This window comes from Methylobacterium oryzae (assembly GCF_021398735.1).
Taxonomy (GTDB): domain Bacteria; phylum Pseudomonadota; class Alphaproteobacteria; order Rhizobiales; family Beijerinckiaceae; genus Methylobacterium.
Genome location: NZ_CP090349.1, coordinates 4,739,917 through 4,754,793, shown reverse-complemented (window position 1 = coordinate 4,754,793; position 14,877 = coordinate 4,739,917). Strand labels below are relative to the sequence as shown.

Sequence of the window (14,877 nt, the reverse complement as noted above, 5' to 3'; positions counted from 1 at the left end):
AAACACGGGCGATGATCCCCTTTCCCACCGAGCGCCTCGACGCCATCCTGGCGCGGCACGACATCGTCACCGCGCAGCTCGCCTCCGGCGAGATCGATCCCGAGACGGTGGTCCAGCTCTCCCGCGAGCTGTCCGACCTCGACCCGGTCGTGGCGGCGATCCGCGCCTACCGCGCCGCCCTGGAGAACCTCGCGGGCGTCGAGGCCCTGATCGACGAGCCCGGCACGGATCCGGAGATGCGGGCCCTCGCCGCCGAGGAGAAGCCGGAGGCGCAGGAGGCGCTCGAGGCCGCCCACCGGGGCCTCCAGCTGCTGCTCCTGCCCAAGGACGCCGCCGACGAGAAGAGCGCGATCCTGGAGGTCCGCGCCGGGACCGGCGGCGACGAGGCCGCGCTGTTCGCCGGCGACCTGTTCCGGATGTACGCGAAGTACGCCGAGTCGAAGGGCTGGCGGGTCGAGGTGATCTCCGAGAGCGAGGGCACGGTCGGCGGCTTCCGCGAGGTCGTGGCCGAGGTGAAGGGCCGGGGCGTGTTCGCCCGCCTCAAGTTCGAGAGCGGCGCCCACCGGGTCCAGCGCGTGCCCGACACCGAGACGCAGGGCCGGATCCACACCTCCGCCGCCACCGTCGCGGTGCTCCCGGAGGCCGAGGAGGTCGACATCCACGTCAACGACGCGGACCTGAAGATCGACACGATGCGGGCCCAGGGCGCGGGCGGCCAGCACGTCAACAAGACGGAATCGGCGATCCGGATCACGCACCTGCCGACCGGCATCGTGGTCTTCGTCCAGGAGGAGCGGTCGCAGCACAAGAACCGGGCCCGTGCCATGGCGCTCCTGCGGGCGCGGCTCTACGACGCCGAGCGCAGCGCCAAGGATTCGGCCCGGGCGGCCGACCGTAAGGCGCAGGTCGGCTCCGGCGACCGCAGCGAGCGGATCCGGACCTACAACTTCCCGCAGGGCCGCGTGACCGACCACCGGATCAACCTGACCCTCTACAAGCTCGAGGAGGTGATGGCCGGGACCGCCCTCGACGAGGTGGTGGACGCCCTCATCACCGAGCACCAGGCGGAATTGCTGGCCGCCGAGGGCATGGCCTGATCCGCGCCGTGACGCCGGACGTGATGCAGGACCTGACCCGCCGCGAGGCGCTGCGCGCGCTGACGGCGCGCCTGCACGCCGGTGGCGTCGCCGAGGCGACGGGCGATGCCCGGTTCCTGCTGCTCGGCCTCCTCGGCCTGGAGACCCGCGACCTGCTGATCGAGGGAGATCGCCGCGTCGGCGCGGCGGGTGCGGCCGCCCTCGCGGCGGCGCTGACCCGGCGGCTCGCCGGCGAGCCGGTCGCCCGCATCCTCGGCGCCTGGGAGTTCTGGGGCCTGCCGTTCCGGCTGGGCCCCGACACGCTCGTGCCGCGCCCGGACACCGAGATCCTGGTCGAGGTCGCGCTGGCGGTGCGGCCCGAGCGCGCCGCGCCGCTCCGCTGCCTGGACCTCGGGACCGGGACGGGCTGCATCCTGACGGCCCTCCTGTCCGAGCGGCCGCGGGCCACCGGCGTCGGGCTCGACCGCTCCGAGGGGGCCCTGCGCGTCGCCCGGGACAACGCCGTCTTGAACGCCGTCGACGACCGGGCGCGCTTCGTCGCCGGCGACTGGTGCGACGCCCTGCGAGGCCGCTTCGACCTCGTGGTCTCGAACCCGCCCTACATCGCCCGCGCCGTGATCGCGACCCTGGAGCGCGAGGTCCGCGGCCACGACCCGGAGGCCGCCCTCGACGGCGGCACCGACGGACTCGACGCCTACCGGCGGATCTTGGACGGCGCGGGCGCGCGTCTCGCCCCGGGCGGCCTGCTCGTGCTCGAGATCGGCTACGATCAGGCGGCGGCCGTCACGGAGCTCGCGCGCGCCGCCGGCTATCGCGAGCGCGGGCTGACCCGCGATCTTGCCGGTCATGACCGAGTCCTGTGTTTCGACCGGCCGGAGGGTCTTTTATCCGGCCACAGGGATGCCTAAGTCTGGGTCGACCATCCCGGCACCGAAAAATTGCTTGTTGCATCAACCGGGGAACGCTAGAGTCGGCTTGAAGATCGCGAACCGTCCGTTAAGACGGACGGCTGTAAGGTCGGTGGTGACCATGGGTCGCCGATTGGTTCGCTGATCCCCCTAACTCGTCGAACCAGAACGCGCCGGTGCCAGCGCGGCGGTACGACACATTCGAACCTGACAATCGACTGAGGATCGGCGGCCTTCACCGGGCGCCCGGTTCGAAGGGTGGTCAGGCAGACGCGCGGACCGAAGAGCGGTCCCACGCGCGGCGCCGCCGGATGCGCTTGGCCGGTTCGCGCCACGAGATCCGCCCGGGCGCCTCCGTAGACAGTCGTTTGCGTGAACGAGGGTCATAACAGACCGATGAGACCAAACCAGAATCGACGGATGCGCGGCCGGAACCGGCCGAAGGGTCCGAATCCGCTGACGCGCTCCTACGAATCCAACGGTCCCGACGTCAAAATCCGCGGCACCGCGCAGCACATCGCCGACAAGTACGCGCAGCTCGCGCGGGATGCCCTTGCCGCCGGCGATCCGGTCGCCGCCGAAAACTACTTTCAGCACGGCGAGCACTACTTCCGTATTGTCTCCGGTGCGCAGGACCAGAATCGACCGGCTAACACCGGTGGCTATGCCAGTCGTCCCTACGACGACGACATGGACGAGGGCGACGACGACGCCCAGGGCAATGGCGGGTCGCAGAACGGTCACGCCTATAACGGCTACGACGACAACGATCCCGGCCAGCAGCCGCAGCCCTACGAGAGCCGTCCGGAGGGGAATCAGGACGGCCGCCAGGGCCGCGACCGGTTCCAGAACCGCGACCAGCGCCGGTTCGACAACAACGGCCGTCCGGACTACCGGCGCCAGGACCAGCCGCGTCAGGATTATCAGCGCCAGGACTACCAGCGGCAGGATTATCGCCAGGAGAACCGGCAGGATCGTCAGGACCGCCAGGATTACGGCCGTCCGGACTACCGCCAGGAGCGGCACGAGGGCCGGCCGGATCGCCAGGACCGTCCGGACAATCGGCAGGATGGCCGCCAGGACGCGCGTCTGGACAACCGTCAGGACAATCGCGGCGACCAGGGCCGCTACGAGAACGGGCGCGGCGATGCCCCGCGCGCCGAGGCCCGGCAGGAGGCCCGTCCCGAGGCTCGCCCGGAGCGGGCCCCCCGCGCCGAGGCCGCGCCGCGCCGCGAGCGCCGCCGCGAGGCCGCGCCCGCCGCGGAGGCCGAGGAGCCCACGGGCCTGCCGGCCTTCCTGATGGCCCCTGCGCGCCCCGCGCCCGCGGTCGAGCCGTCGAGCGCTCCCGAGCCCGAGGCGGCGGCCGACGAGGCTCCGGCCGCCAAGCCCCGCCGCCGTCGGCGCCCGCGCTTCGAGAGCGCCGCGGACGAGGGCGGCGCCACCACGCCGGCGGCGGACGTGCCGACCGAGTGATCCGACATCGCGGATGACGTCGAAGCGAGGCCGTTCCGGGGAACCGGGACGGCCTTCTTCATTCGCGGCTCAGCGCACCGGCTGTCGCGCGGCCTTCCAGTCCGGATAGCCGTGCATCCGGTGGATCAGGCGGCGACGCCGCGCGATCTCGCCGAACGGCGCGATCTCCCAGTCCCAGGTCTCCGGCGCGGGCGGGACCGCGATCCCGAACAGGAGATCGGCGCTGTCGACGGTCCGGCCGGCCCGATCCTCCTCGCGCTGCACCGTGTCGGTGATGAGACAGACACGCTCGACGCGCGCCGCGAGGGTATCCAGGGCCGCCAGATGGGTCGCGACGAGGTGCGCGCCGAGCCGCGGCGGTGCCTCGTGGCCCCGCGCCTCGTGGGCGTCGATCGGGACGAGCGGGATCTGCGACAGCAGGTTCGCCGAGACGATCAGATCGGCGTCCGCGCAGAGGTCGGCCCAGGCCCCCGCGAGACCGGCGCTGATCTCCGCGGTCGCCAGCGCGACGTTCGGGACGCGGCGGGCGGCGAGGCGCGCCGGCCAGGGATGGACGGCGTCCACGAGGCTGACCCGGTCGAACCGGCGGGCGAGGGCGTCGAGCGGCACGTCGTCGAGCAGGCCCGAGCCCAGCACCACCGCGTGCCGGCGCTGCCGGGTCGCTTCGGCCGCCGCCGCGATCACGGACCGGGCCCGCGCGAGGTGCGGCGCCCAGGCCGCCCGGCAGCGGCGTGAGCGGGCGTGGAGCAGGCCGCTCTGTCGGACATAGCCGAGCCGGCGCAGGGGCAGCGGCGCCGGGTTGAGGACGGACAGGGTCCAGGCGAGGAGCATCGCCGGGCGGCTCAGCCCTCGTCGGCGGACGCCGCCCGGCCCGGCGCGCCCCGGTAGCCGGTCGCCAGGACGTAGAGCTCGCTCGAATCGGCCCGGCTCGCGGCGGGCTTGACGTGCCGGACCGTGGCGAAGTCGCGCTTCAGGTCGGTGAGCAGCGCGCCCTCGGTGCCGCCCTGGAGCACCTTGGCGAGGTAGGCGCCCCCGGGGCCCAGGATCTCGCGGGCGAACTCCGCCGCCGTCTCGGCGAGGCCGATGATCCGCAGGTGGTCGGTCTTCTTGTGGCCGGTGGCGTTGGCGGCCATGTCGGACATGACGAGGTCGGCGGGGCCGCCGAGCATGCCGGTCAGCCGGTCAGGCGCCTCGGGATCGAGGAAGTCCAGGGTGATGAACTCGACCCCGGCCATCGGCTCGATCTCCAGGAGATCGATGCCCACGACGCGGCCCGTCGGCCCGACCACCCGCGCGGCCACCTGCGACCAGCCCCCCGGCGCGGCGCCGAGGTCCACGATCTTCTGGCCGGGCCGCAGGAGCTTGTAGCGCTCGTCGATCTCCAGGAGCTTGTAGGCCGCCCGCGACCGGTAGCCCTCGCGCTTGGCGCGGGCCACGTAGGGATCGTTGAGCTGGCGCTCGAGCCAGCGCTTCTGGGACAGGGTCCGTCCGCGGCCGGTCTTCACCCGCTGCTTCAGTTCGCCTCGGACACCGCCGCCGGAACTCGCGCCGCCGCGCCGGTCGCTCATCGCGCCGCCCTCATCGGACCGCCTTCCGGTTCCAGACCCCGTCCTCGCGCATCATGTTCATCAGCAATCCTTCGCGCAGGCCGCGATCGGCGATGCGCAGGCGCTCCGAGGGGAACGCCCTGCGAATCGCCTCGAGGATCGCGCAGCCCGCGAGCACGAGATCGGCGCGGTCGCGGCCGATGCAGGGGTTGTCGGCGCGCTGCTCCAGGCGCGTGTCGAGCAGGTCGTCGATCGCGGTCGAGACCGCGTCGTCGCTCATCCACAATCCGTCCACGCGCCGCCGCTCGTAGCGGGCGAGCCGCAGATGCATCGCCGCGATGGTCGTCACGGTCCCGGAGGTGCCGAGCAGGTGAAAATGCGGCGCCGTCGCCGCGGGCGCGGCGCGGAGCGCGAATGCCGAGAGCTTCTCGGCCACCTCCTCGACCATGCCCTCGAACATGCGCCGGGTGACCTCGGCGCCGCCGTGGCGCTCGGCGAGCGTGACCACGCCGACCGGCAGCGAATCCCAGGCCCGGATCCGCAGCGTCGGGTCGGTCGACGGGTTGGCGGCCGCCCCGTCCAGCCACGCGATCTCGGTCGAGCCGCCGCCGATGTCGAAGATGATGACCGATTCGGCCAGCGGGTCCGCGAGCGCCGCGCAGCCGGTGACCGCGAGATACGCCTCCGTCTGCCGGTCGACGATCTCGAGGTCGAGGCCGACGCCGCGGCGGACGCGCTCCACGAAGGCGGCGCCGTTCACCGCGAGGCGGCAGGCCTCCGTGGCGATGATCTTGGCCCGCTGCACCCCGCGGGCCTGCATCTTGGCCCGGCAGATCCGCAGGGCCTCCACGGTCCGCTCGATCGCCGCCTCGCTCAGGCGGTCGGACGTGCCGAGGCCCTCGCCGAGGCGCACGATCCGCGAGAACGCGTCGATCACGCGGAAGCCGCTGAAGGTCGGCTCCGCGACCAGCAGGCGGCAATTGTTGGTGCCGAGGTCGAGCGCCGCGTAGGCGGCGCGGCGGCGCTCGCGGCCCGGCACGGGGGCTTGCGTCTGGAGCGGCACCGCGCCGGTCTGGATTCGGGACGGCGCGGCCGCGGCGGTCTCGTCCCTCATCGGCGCGGCCGTCGATCCTTCGGGTCGGCCCTGAGCAGCGCGCTCGGACTCTGTTGAACTGCGACCCTACAGGCTCGGCGGGGAACTGCAACGCCCCATCGCGGTCGCGCTCAGGCGACGGCCTTCATCGCGCTGGCCCGGCGCGGGATCGGCCGCAGGAGGCTCTTCACCTGCGAGTAGGGGCGGGGCCGGTTGATCACCTCGTCCAGCCGCGACCACAGGGTCTTGGGCGAGAACGGCTTGGCGATGATCTCGTTGACGCCGAGCGCTACCGCCCGGTCGACCACGTTCCGGCGGGGCTGGGCCAGCATCAGGATGATCGGGATCGTGGGGCAGGGGGAGGTGGTCGGGGTCCGCGCGAGCCGGATGAACTCCTCGCCCGACAGGATCGACAGGTCCCAGTCGATGATGCTGATGTCGGGCTTGCTCTCGGCGAGCACGCCCAGCGCCTCGGCCCCGTCCGGCGCCTCCAGCACACGCTTGATGCCCACGCGCATCAGCATGTCGCGCACGATTCGGCGGATGTAGAGACTCTCGTCGACCACAAGAGCGGAGAGATCGGGGAAAGTCGGTGTCGCGATCATGGCCGGCCGGTTCTGCGGGGCGCGGGGCCGAGTCTAGCCGGACAGCCTTTGCGTTTCGCTAACGCCTTCCCTCGAATGAGAAAGGGCCGGCCCGGGAGCGGGGGCGGACTCCGTTGTTTGCCGCAAGAAAGTAACGAAACGGGCGCCTCTGAGCCAAGAAGGTCCTTGCGGTCAAGGCCCGATTGCGTCAGGACTGGGGCGTTATTCTTGGTTACCGCGACCTGGGGTAATGATAGTGCGGGGCGTGGGCTGTCTGGGATGGCGCGCACGCGGTATTCGAGACAAGGGCGGCGGACGGTTTTTGCGAGCTTTCTATGGGACGTGGTCGTGATTTCAGAGGGCCGCAGAAGCGCGGCTTCGACGAGAGTGGCGAGCCGAGATGGCCTGATCAGGCTCCCCCCAGCGGCGGATACGGCGGCGGCGGTTTCGGCGGTGGCGGCGGTGGTTTCGGCGGGGGCGGTTTCGATCGCGGCCCGTCGCGTGGCGCGGCTCCCGTCGCGTCCGGACCGGAGCGCGATGCGACGGTCAAGTGGTTCAACAAGGAGAAGGGCTTCGGCTTCGTCGAACTCGGCGACGGTTCGGGCGATGCCTTCCTCCACATCCGCGCTGTCGAGGCGGCCGGCCACGACGATCTGATGCCGGGCACCCGGCTGACGGTCACGACGGCCCAGGGTCAGAAGGGCCCGCAGGTCACGAGCGTCACCAGCGTCGACACCTCCACGGCCGAGGCGCCCGCGCCCCGGCGTGAGTTCCGTCCGCGCACCGGCGGCTTCGGCGCCGGGGCCGGCGGCGGCTACGGCGACCGCGATCGCGGTGGTTACGGCGGCGGCGGTGGCGGCGGCTACGGCGGCGGCGGTGGTGGCGGCGGTGGCCGTTTCGCCAGCGGCCCGTCGGTCGAGATGAGCGGCACCGTGAAGTGGTACGATCCCGCCAAGGGCTTCGGCTTCGTCTCGGTCAACGACGGCGGCAAGGACGTGTTCGTGCACCGCTCCGCGCTGTCCCGCGCCGGTCTCGATTCGCTCGCCGAGGGCCAGCAGGTCACGCTCGGCGTGGTCGAGGGCCAGAAGGGTCGTGAGGCCCAGAGCATCAACGTCGAAGATTGAGGAATTCGCGGCGGTCTCTTTGCCGCCGCGTTCCGCGAAGATCATGAGGCGGCGGCTCCGAGCGGGGCCGCCGCCTTTCTCGTTCGGGGACGATCGATGCGCCGCCTTGTGCTGTCCACGGCCCTGGTGCTGCTCGCGGGAACTGCGCGAGCGGAGGACTTCACGGGCTTCTACGCGGGGATCAACGCCGGCTACGGCTGGGGACACGCGCGCGACGGCCGCGCGGTCGGCCCGGCACCCGGATCGGCCGCGGCGTTCAGCAAACCCGATCCCGGGGCCGATCTGCCGCCGAGCGCGCGGAATGCGGCCGTGGCGATCCGCAGGCCGAGCCGCGACGGTGCGTCGGGAGCCGCCGGCCCGTAGCGCTGGGCTGCGAGCGTCGGATCCGACCTCGGGACGCGCCGCTTTCCGGCGTCCTAAACGCCTCTTTTCACACTGGAATCGTTCCGGAACATAGGCGTTGCGCGGCGGCCCGGACCGCTGGTACGTCGCGCCATGGGCTCACGGGAACGAGGGATGGCGCCATGAGCGCCCGCGCCATGCCGACGCTGGCCGACCGCGCGGCGGTCGCCGGCCGGGTACTGCTCGCGATCCTCGGCGGTTACGCGGTCGCCGCCCTGTCGAGCGCGCTGCTGGCCCTGGTTCTTCCCTTCCCGCGGGCCGAGGCGGTCTCGGCCGGGACGCTGGCGAGCTTCGCGATCATGGCGGGGGCGGCGATCTGGGTGTTCGCGGCCCGCACGCTCGGCCGGGCGGCCGTCGTCCTGGGCCTGACGGCGCTCCTGCTGACCGGTGCCCTGTGGCTCGCCGGCGCCTTCGCGCACGGGGCGGCCGCGTGAGCCGGGCGCGGAGTGTCCGCCAGGCGATGGCGTGGCTGCACACGTGGTCCGGCCTCGTGGTCGGCTGGGTGCTGTTCGCGATCTTCGTCACCGGCACCGCCAGCTATTACCGCACCGACATCTCGCACTGGATGCGGCCCGAACTGTCCGCGACCGCACCGGATCCCGCCGCAGCGGCGACGCGGGCCGGGGCGTTCCTGCGCCGGACCATGCCGGACGCGGCCGGATGGTCGGTCAAGTTGCCGAATGCCGAGACCCCGGCCGTCGAGGTCTACTGGTGGCCGCGTCCGGGTGGCCCGTTCCACCACGCGCTCCTCGATCCCGCCACGGGCGAGCCCGCGCGCATCCGCGACACGCGCGGCGGCGACTTCCTCTACCGATTCCACTTCGAGCTGAGCCTGCCGCCGATCTGGGGTCGCTGGATCGTCTCGGCCTGCGCCATGGTCCTGCTGATCGCGCTGATCTCCGGGATCGTGACGCACCGGCGCATCTTCGCCGACTTCTTCACCTTCCGGCGCGACCGCTCGGCGCAGCGCGGCTGGCTCGACGCCCACAACGTGGTCGGCGTCCTGGCGCTGCCGTTCCACCTGATGATCGTCTACACGGGCCTCGTCACCCTGTCGGCGATGCTGATGCCCTGGGGCATGAAGGCCGTCTACGGCGACGACGTGCTGCGCTACTACGCCGAGGCCGGCCTGGCGATCCCGGGCGCGGCCCCGGTCGGGCGCCCCGGCACGCCGCTGCCGCTCGGCGAGATCGTCGCCCGCGCGACGGCCGCCGGGGGCGAGGTGCCCGAGGTGGTGCTGGTAACGCGGCCGGGCGACGCCGGCGCCACCGTGACAGCGTATTTCGAGGAGCCGCACGGGCTCGCGCACCTGCACCCGCAGATCGCCTACGCGGCCGATACCGGTTGGGAGATCGCCCGGGTCGGCGAGGCTGGCGCGGCGACCCGGACCGGGGCCGTGATGGTGGGGCTGCACGAGGCGCATTTCGCCGCCGCCCCCCTGCGCCTCCTGTTCTTCCTCTGCGGCGTGATGGGTGCCGCCACGGTCGCCAGCGGCCTCGTGCTCTGGACCGTGGCCCGGGCGCCGAAGGGCGCGGATCCCGAGGGTTTCGGCCTGCGTCTCGTGCGGTTCCTCAACCTCGGCACCATCGCGGGTCTGCCGGTGGGCCTCGCCGCGTATTTCCTGGCGAACCGGTTGCTGCCCGACGGGCTCGGGGCCCGGGCGGACTGGGAGGTGCGCGCCTTCTTCGCCGCCTGGCTCGTGGCCGCGCTCGCGGCGTCCCTGTACCCGCGACGGCGCGCGTGGTCGCTCGCCCTGGCGGTGCCGGCCTGCGCCTTCCTGGCGATCCCGCTGGTGGACGTGATCCTCATCGGCCAGCAGCGCTTCCTCGCCTTCGACGCCGCCATGGCGGCCGTCGGCCTCGCGCTCGGCCTCGCGGCCCGGCTGGCCACGCGGCGGGGCGTGGCCGCGGCCCGTCCGGCCAAGGTAACCCTGTCCCGGACGGTCGAAGCATGACAGCCGCCGCGCTGATCCTCAGCCTGCTCCTGAGCTTCTCGGGCTTCGCGGCCCTGGCCCTCAGCCTCGACCGGCACCATCGGGCCGCCTACCGCGTCGGCGTGCCGAAGGCGCGGGTCGGCAGCCTGCGGATGGCGGGCTGGTGCGGGCTCGGCCTCTCGTTCGCGGCGGCCGTCGCGGCGGGGGGCTGGAATTTCGGCCCGGTGCAGTGGGTCGGATCGCTGACGGGCTCCGCCCTCGCCGTGGTGGCGATCGTCGCGTACCGGCCCACGTGGCTGCGGAACGCGGCCCTGGCGGCGCTCCCGCTCGCTGCGGCGTCCGTTCCGCTGGCCCTGCTCGGCTGAGGAACGGCGCGCCGATTCGGCACATCATCGATTCGGCCGGTCGCCGGGTCCGGCCGATCGTCGCCCGGCGGCCGGCCGGACGGTGCCGGAGACGAGGCACTTTTGCCCGCTCGCGGTGATGCCGGGAAGCGCGTAGGATCGGCGCACTCGCGCACTGGCCAAAAGTCCACCTTGATTCGGCAGGCCAAAAGCCATTGGCTGCGAACAGAGCGGAAGCGGATGCGGCCCCCAGATTCGGTCGCCCGAGCGCCAGCTTAAGCCCAAGAGCCGCGGTTCGCGAGGCCGGGGCCCACGGAGGGAACACAGCGATGAACAAGCCGGAATTCCTCGGCGACTCGAAGGTCAAGTCGCCCTTCTCGGCCCGCTACGACAACTTCATCGGCGGGCAGTGGGTCGCCCCCGCGGCCGGTCGCTACTTCGAGAACACCTCGCCGATCACCGGTAAGGTGGTGTGCGAGGTCGCTCGCTCCGACGCCCAGGACGTCGAGAAGGCCCTCGACGCCGCCCACGCCGCCCGGGAGGCCTGGGGCCAGACGGCGCCGGCCGAGCGCGCCCGCATCCTCCTCAAGATGGCCGACCGGATGGAGGAGAACCTCGATCTGCTCGCCCTGGCGGAGACCTGGGACAACGGCAAGCCGATCCGCGAGACGACCCACGCGGACATCCCGCTGGCGATCGACCATTTCCGCTACTTCGCCGGCTGCGTGCGGGCGCAGGAAGGCTCGATCTCCGAGATCGACCACGACACGGTCGCCTACCACTTTCACGAGCCGCTGGGCGTCGTCGGTCAGATCATCCCGTGGAACTTCCCGATCCTGATGGCGGTGTGGAAGCTCGCCCCGGCCCTCGCCGCCGGCAACTGCGTGGTCCTGAAGCCCGCCGAGCAGACCCCCGCCTCGGTGCTGGTGCTGGCCGAGATCGTCGGCGACCTGCTGCCCCCGGGCGTGCTGAACATCGTCAACGGCTTCGGCCTCGAGGCCGGCAAGCCGCTGGCCTCCTCGCCGCGGATCGCCAAGATCGCCTTCACGGGTGAGACGACCACCGGCCGCCTCATCATGCAGTACGCGTCGCAGAACCTGATCCCGGTGACGCTGGAGCTCGGCGGCAAGTCGCCGAACATCTTCTTCGCCGACGTGGCGAACGAGGACGACGACTTCCTCGACAAGGCCCTCGAGGGCTTCACGATGTTCGCCCTCAACCAGGGCGAGGTCTGCACCTGCCCGAGCCGCGCGCTCGTGCACGAGTCGATCTACGACCGGTTCATGGAGCGCGCGGTGAAGCGCGTCGAGGCGATCACGCAGGGCTCGCCGCTGGATCCGGCCACGATGATCGGCGCCCAGGCCTCGGGCGAGCAGATGGAGAAGATCCTCTCCTACATCGACATCGGCCGGCAGGAGGGCGCGCAGCTGCTCACGGGCGGCGAGCGGAACGTCAAGGACGGCGAGTTCGCCGAGGGGTTCTACGTGAAGCCGACCGTGTTCCGCGGCCACAACAAGATGCGCATCTTCCAGGAGGAGATCTTCGGGCCGGTCCTGTCGGTCACGACCTTCAAGGACGATGCCGAGGCGCTCTCCATCGCCAACGACACGCTCTACGGCCTCGGCGCCGGCGTCTGGACCCGCGACGGGACCCGCGCCTACCGCTTCGGCCGGGCGATCCAGGCCGGCCGCGTCTGGACGAACTGCTACCACGCCTACCCGGCCCACGCGGCCTTCGGCGGCTACAAGCAGTCCGGCATCGGCCGCGAGACCCACAAGATGATGCTCGATCACTACCAGCAGACCAAGAACATGCTGGTCAGCTACTCGGCCAAGAAGCTCGGGTTCTTCTGAGTTTCTTCCCGGGTCAACCCCCGAGACAACTTCAGCCCCGGCCGCAAGGCCGGGGCTTTTTCGATCCCGGACCCGGTGACCATGCACTCCGCGCTCCGGAGGGCGCAGCAGTGGAAACCGGCCGGCGCGCACGCATATTCAGGCATCGACCGGGAGGATCGCATGAGTTCGGAGCAGAGTGTGGACGCCAATGTCGCCGAGCAGGCCGGCGCCGACGGGACGCCGCTGCGGGTCACCGCAACCCCGGCGGCCCTCGCGCTGATCGACGAGCTGCGGGGCGAGTACGGTCCGGTCATGTTCCACCAGTCGGGTGGCTGCTGCGACGGCTCGTCTCCCATGTGCTATCCCGTCGGCGATTTCCTGGTGAGCGACGGCGACGTCCATCTCGGCACCGTCGGCGGCGCGGACTTCTACATCAGCCGGTCGCAGTTCGAGGTCTGGAAGCACACGCACCTGATCCTCGACGTGGTGCCGGGCCGCGGTGGCATGTTCTCGCTGGAGAACGGGCGGGAGAAGCGCTTCCACATCCGCTCGCGCCTGTTCTCCGAAGCGGAGAACCGGGCGCTCGAGGAGGCGTGCAGGCTCTGACGGCGCGAGCTTCGAGGAAGGGACTGCGATGGCGACCGTGAAACTCTGGTCCGATTCCGAGGCCGAGGCCGACCCGCGCGTCCGCGCGGTCTTCGCCGACATCCGGGCCACCCGCGGATCCGACTTCGTCAACAACTTCTGGCGGGGCCTCGCCAACGATCCGGCACTGCTGGAGCGGACCTAGTCGACGCTCAAGATCGTCATGGGCCCGGGTACCCTCGATCCGCTGACCAAGGAACTGGTCTACATCGCGGTCTCGATCGCGAATGGCTGCCCCTATTGCATCCATTCCCACACCGCGGCGGCGCGGGCCAAGGGCTTGACGGAGGCCCAGCACGGCGAGTTCCTGGCGGTCGTCGGGATGGCCAACCAGACGAACGCGCTGGTCAACGGCATGCAGATCCCCGTCGATCCCGCCTTCAGAGTGGAGGAAGGTCCATGAGTTCCGCGTCCGGCACGGAGAAGCAGGGGTTCCGGGTGGTGCACGAGAGTGCGCCGTTCCGCGGCAAGCAGGGGCACATCTACCGACCGGCCGTCTCGGCCGAGTCCGTGGATTCGAAGGCGCTGCACATGCAGCTCCTGGAGATCCCGCCCGGGGAGCGGGCCCACGCCCACAAGCACGAATCCCACGAGACGGCGATCTACGTGCTGTCGGGCGTGTCCGGCTGCTTCTGGGGCGAGCGACTGGAGAACCACGCGATCGCGGGCGCCGGCGAGTTCGTCTACATCGCCGCCGACGTGCCGCACCTGCCCTATAACCGCAGCCAGACGGAGCCCGTCACCGCGGTGATCGCTCGGACGGACCCGAACGAGCAGGAGAGCGTCGTCCTGCTGCCGCACCTCGAGGCCGGCGTCGACTGGTCGAAGGCCGAGGTCTAGCGGCTCAGCGCTGCTCGATCCGCTCGTTGGCGAGACGCTCCGCCCGGGTGCGCTCGTCGGCCGAGAGACCGGAGAGGGTCTGATCCAGCCACGCGTCGGACAGGCCCTGTCCGGCCGCCGCTAGGTTCCAGGCGGCCGCCTCCACGGGATTCTTGGCGACGCCGCGACCCACGGCGTAGAGCCGCGCGACGCGGTTCTGCGCGATGGCGTTGCCGCGCGAGGCCGCGTGCAGGAAGTACCGTGCGGCCGCCCGCTCGTCCTTGGTGACGCCGGTGCCGTTGAACAGCAGGATCGCGTACTCGACCTCGCTGGCGAGATCGCCGTTGTCGGCGCCGCGCCGGAACAGCTCCGCGGCCTTCGACGGGTCCTTGGGCACGCCGCGGCCCTGCAGGTAGAGCACGCCGAGGTCGTGCTGGGCCGGGCCGATCTCGGCGTCGGCCGCCTTGCGGAACTGCGCCGCCGCTGCCGCCTCGTCGGCGGTCGCGCCGGTGCCGATCAGGATCAGGCCGAGATTGTAGGCCGCGGTCGGCGAACCTTGGGCCGTCGCCTGCTCGAGCCAGCGCCGCCCGCCCTTCGGGTCCTTCGGCATGCCGCGGCCGTCGAGGGCCATCAACCCGAGGGACGCCATGGCGGAGGCGTCGTTCTGCGCCGCGGCCAGGCGATACCAGTCGGCCGCCTTCACCGGATCCTGCTTCACACCGAGGCCCTGATTGTACAGCTCCCCGAGCAGCGTCATGGCGGCGGCGTCCTTGGGATTCGCCTCGATGCGCTTCGTCGCCTCGCGGAAGGCGGTGACGTACTGGCCCTTCTGGTAGGCGCCGTAGGCGAAATCCGGCGGCTGGCTCCCCGGCGGCGGCACGGCGCCCCGCGCGTAGTTCGGCGTGTAGGGGCTCGGCAGCTCCGGCATCGACGCCTTGCCGGTCTGCGCCGCGGGTCCGAGCGAGCCGGGCGCCGCGGTCCGGGCCGGATCGGCCGGCCCCGAGGCCGCCCAGGCCGGCGCCGCCAGCAGCGCGGCCCCGGCGAGAGCAGCCGCCAAGCGAACGTCGCGGCCC

At 71.8% G+C, this 14,877-nt stretch carries 16 protein-coding genes and 1 pseudogene; 12 read left to right on the top strand and 5 right to left on the bottom strand.

Annotated elements, in window-relative coordinates; genetic code table 11:
- The first annotated feature begins 11 nt into the window (after nt 1-11).
- From prfA to LXM90_RS22660, 3 genes are all read left to right on the top strand, one after another.
- The gene (gene prfA / locus LXM90_RS22670; RefSeq protein ID WP_020091507.1) at nt 12-1,097 is read left to right on the top strand and encodes a peptide chain release factor 1; all 1,086 of its coding nucleotides are present in this window, start codon (nt 12-14) and stop codon (nt 1,095-1,097) included.
- 8 nt (nt 1,098-1,105) lie between these two features.
- The gene (gene prmC, locus LXM90_RS22665; RefSeq protein WP_020091508.1) at nt 1,106-2,005 is read left to right on the top strand and encodes a peptide chain release factor N(5)-glutamine methyltransferase; all 900 of its coding nucleotides are present in this window, start codon (nt 1,106-1,108) and stop codon (nt 2,003-2,005) included.
- A gap of 420 nt (nt 2,006-2,425) precedes the next feature.
- Nucleotides 2,426-3,478 (top strand): DUF4167 domain-containing protein, encoded by a 1,053-nt coding sequence (locus LXM90_RS22660; protein ID WP_020091509.1) that lies wholly within the window; start codon nt 2,426-2,428, stop codon nt 3,476-3,478.
- Between the two features lie 69 nt (nt 3,479-3,547).
- On the opposite strand, the gene LXM90_RS22655 is transcribed toward LXM90_RS22660, so the two are convergent.
- From LXM90_RS22655 to LXM90_RS22640, 4 genes are all read right to left on the bottom strand, one after another.
- A complete protein-coding gene (locus LXM90_RS22655; protein WP_234081060.1) occupies nt 3,548-4,309 on the bottom strand; it encodes a hypothetical protein in 762 nt (253 codons plus the stop codon).
- 11 nt (nt 4,310-4,320) lie between these two features.
- Nucleotides 4,321-5,046, bottom strand: a complete 726-nt coding sequence (locus LXM90_RS22650) for an RlmE family RNA methyltransferase (RefSeq protein ID WP_020091511.1) — start codon at nt 5,044-5,046, stop codon at nt 4,321-4,323.
- A 10-nt stretch (nt 5,047-5,056) separates the two neighbouring features.
- Nucleotides 5,057-6,139 carry a Ppx/GppA phosphatase family protein gene (locus LXM90_RS22645; protein ID WP_020091512.1) on the bottom strand — a complete coding sequence of 361 codons (1,083 nt, stop codon included), beginning with the start codon at nt 6,137-6,139 and terminating at the stop codon, nt 5,057-5,059.
- A gap of 110 nt (nt 6,140-6,249) precedes the next feature.
- Entirely contained in the window at nt 6,250-6,723 is a 474-nt protein-coding gene (locus tag LXM90_RS22640; protein WP_012317168.1) for a response regulator, read from the bottom strand.
- Between the two features lie 314 nt (nt 6,724-7,037).
- Between LXM90_RS22640 and LXM90_RS32060 the strand changes: the two genes are divergently transcribed.
- From LXM90_RS32060 to LXM90_RS22590, 9 genes and pseudogenes are all read left to right on the top strand, one after another.
- Nucleotides 7,038-7,826, top strand: a complete 789-nt coding sequence (locus LXM90_RS32060) for a cold-shock protein (protein WP_020091514.1) — start codon at nt 7,038-7,040, stop codon at nt 7,824-7,826.
- Nucleotides 7,827-7,922: 96 nt separating this feature from the next.
- Nucleotides 7,923-8,189, top strand: coding sequence for a hypothetical protein (locus tag LXM90_RS22625; RefSeq protein ID WP_020091515.1), 267 nt, complete (start codon nt 7,923-7,925; stop codon nt 8,187-8,189).
- Nucleotides 8,190-8,350: 161 nt separating this feature from the next.
- The gene (locus tag LXM90_RS22620; protein WP_020091516.1) at nt 8,351-8,662 is read left to right on the top strand and encodes a hypothetical protein; all 312 of its coding nucleotides are present in this window, start codon (nt 8,351-8,353) and stop codon (nt 8,660-8,662) included.
- 26 nt (nt 8,663-8,688) lie between these two features.
- Entirely contained in the window at nt 8,689-10,182 is a 1,494-nt protein-coding gene (locus LXM90_RS22615) for a PepSY-associated TM helix domain-containing protein (protein WP_020091517.1), read from the top strand.
- Nucleotides 10,179-10,526, top strand: coding sequence for a DUF3325 domain-containing protein (locus LXM90_RS22610; protein WP_020091518.1), 348 nt, complete (start codon nt 10,179-10,181; stop codon nt 10,524-10,526). The genes LXM90_RS22615 and LXM90_RS22610 overlap by 4 nt, the downstream gene beginning before the upstream one ends.
- Before the next feature lie 308 nt (nt 10,527-10,834).
- Nucleotides 10,835-12,358: an aldehyde dehydrogenase gene (gene adh, locus LXM90_RS22605; RefSeq protein WP_020091519.1), complete on the top strand. Its 1,524-nt coding sequence runs from the start codon at nt 10,835-10,837 to the stop codon at nt 12,356-12,358.
- A gap of 162 nt (nt 12,359-12,520) precedes the next feature.
- Nucleotides 12,521-12,946, top strand: a complete 426-nt coding sequence (locus LXM90_RS22600; RefSeq protein ID WP_026604679.1) for a DUF779 domain-containing protein — start codon at nt 12,521-12,523, stop codon at nt 12,944-12,946.
- 28 nt (nt 12,947-12,974) lie between these two features.
- Nucleotides 12,975-13,388: pseudogene (locus LXM90_RS22595) on the top strand (carboxymuconolactone decarboxylase family protein).
- Nucleotides 13,385-13,825 (top strand): cupin domain-containing protein, encoded by a 441-nt coding sequence (locus LXM90_RS22590; RefSeq protein WP_020091523.1) that lies wholly within the window; start codon nt 13,385-13,387, stop codon nt 13,823-13,825. The pseudogene LXM90_RS22595 and the gene LXM90_RS22590 overlap by 4 nt, the downstream one beginning before the upstream one ends.
- A 4-nt stretch (nt 13,826-13,829) precedes the next feature.
- On the opposite strand, the gene LXM90_RS22585 is transcribed toward LXM90_RS22590, so the two are convergent.
- Nucleotides 13,830-14,861 carry a tetratricopeptide repeat protein gene (locus tag LXM90_RS22585; protein WP_020091524.1) on the bottom strand — a complete coding sequence of 344 codons (1,032 nt, stop codon included), beginning with the start codon at nt 14,859-14,861 and terminating at the stop codon, nt 13,830-13,832.
- Nucleotides 14,862-14,877 lie beyond the last annotated feature (16 nt).

What these genes read in the sequence shown, in the direction of transcription:
- prfA (WP_020091507.1), top strand. Translation starts at nt 12, where the DNA reads ATGATCCCCTTTCCCACCGAGCGCCTCGACGCCATCCTGGCGCGGCAC.
- LXM90_RS22660 (WP_020091509.1), top strand. Translation starts at nt 2,426, where the DNA reads ATGCGCGGCCGGAACCGGCCGAAGGGTCCGAATCCGCTGACGCGCTCC.
- LXM90_RS22655 (WP_234081060.1), bottom strand. Translation starts at nt 4,309, where the DNA reads ATGCTCCTCGCCTGGACCCTGTCCGTCCTCAACCCGGCGCCGCTGCCC.
- LXM90_RS22650 (WP_020091511.1), bottom strand. Translation starts at nt 5,046, where the DNA reads ATGAGCGACCGGCGCGGCGGCGCGAGTTCCGGCGGCGGTGTCCGAGGC.
- LXM90_RS22645 (WP_020091512.1), bottom strand. Translation starts at nt 6,139, where the DNA reads ATGAGGGACGAGACCGCCGCGGCCGCGCCGTCCCGAATCCAGACCGGC.
- LXM90_RS22640 (WP_012317168.1), bottom strand. Translation starts at nt 6,723, where the DNA reads ATGATCGCGACACCGACTTTCCCCGATCTCTCCGCTCTTGTGGTCGAC.
- LXM90_RS32060 (WP_020091514.1), top strand. Translation starts at nt 7,038, where the DNA reads ATGGGACGTGGTCGTGATTTCAGAGGGCCGCAGAAGCGCGGCTTCGAC.
- LXM90_RS22625 (WP_020091515.1), top strand. Translation starts at nt 7,923, where the DNA reads ATGCGCCGCCTTGTGCTGTCCACGGCCCTGGTGCTGCTCGCGGGAACT.
- LXM90_RS22620 (WP_020091516.1), top strand. Translation starts at nt 8,351, where the DNA reads ATGAGCGCCCGCGCCATGCCGACGCTGGCCGACCGCGCGGCGGTCGCC.
- LXM90_RS22615 (WP_020091517.1), top strand. Translation starts at nt 8,689, where the DNA reads ATGGCGTGGCTGCACACGTGGTCCGGCCTCGTGGTCGGCTGGGTGCTG.
- LXM90_RS22610 (WP_020091518.1), top strand. Translation starts at nt 10,179, where the DNA reads ATGACAGCCGCCGCGCTGATCCTCAGCCTGCTCCTGAGCTTCTCGGGC.
- adh (WP_020091519.1), top strand. Translation starts at nt 10,835, where the DNA reads ATGAACAAGCCGGAATTCCTCGGCGACTCGAAGGTCAAGTCGCCCTTC.
- LXM90_RS22600 (WP_026604679.1), top strand. Translation starts at nt 12,521, where the DNA reads ATGAGTTCGGAGCAGAGTGTGGACGCCAATGTCGCCGAGCAGGCCGGC.
- LXM90_RS22590 (WP_020091523.1), top strand. Translation starts at nt 13,385, where the DNA reads ATGAGTTCCGCGTCCGGCACGGAGAAGCAGGGGTTCCGGGTGGTGCAC.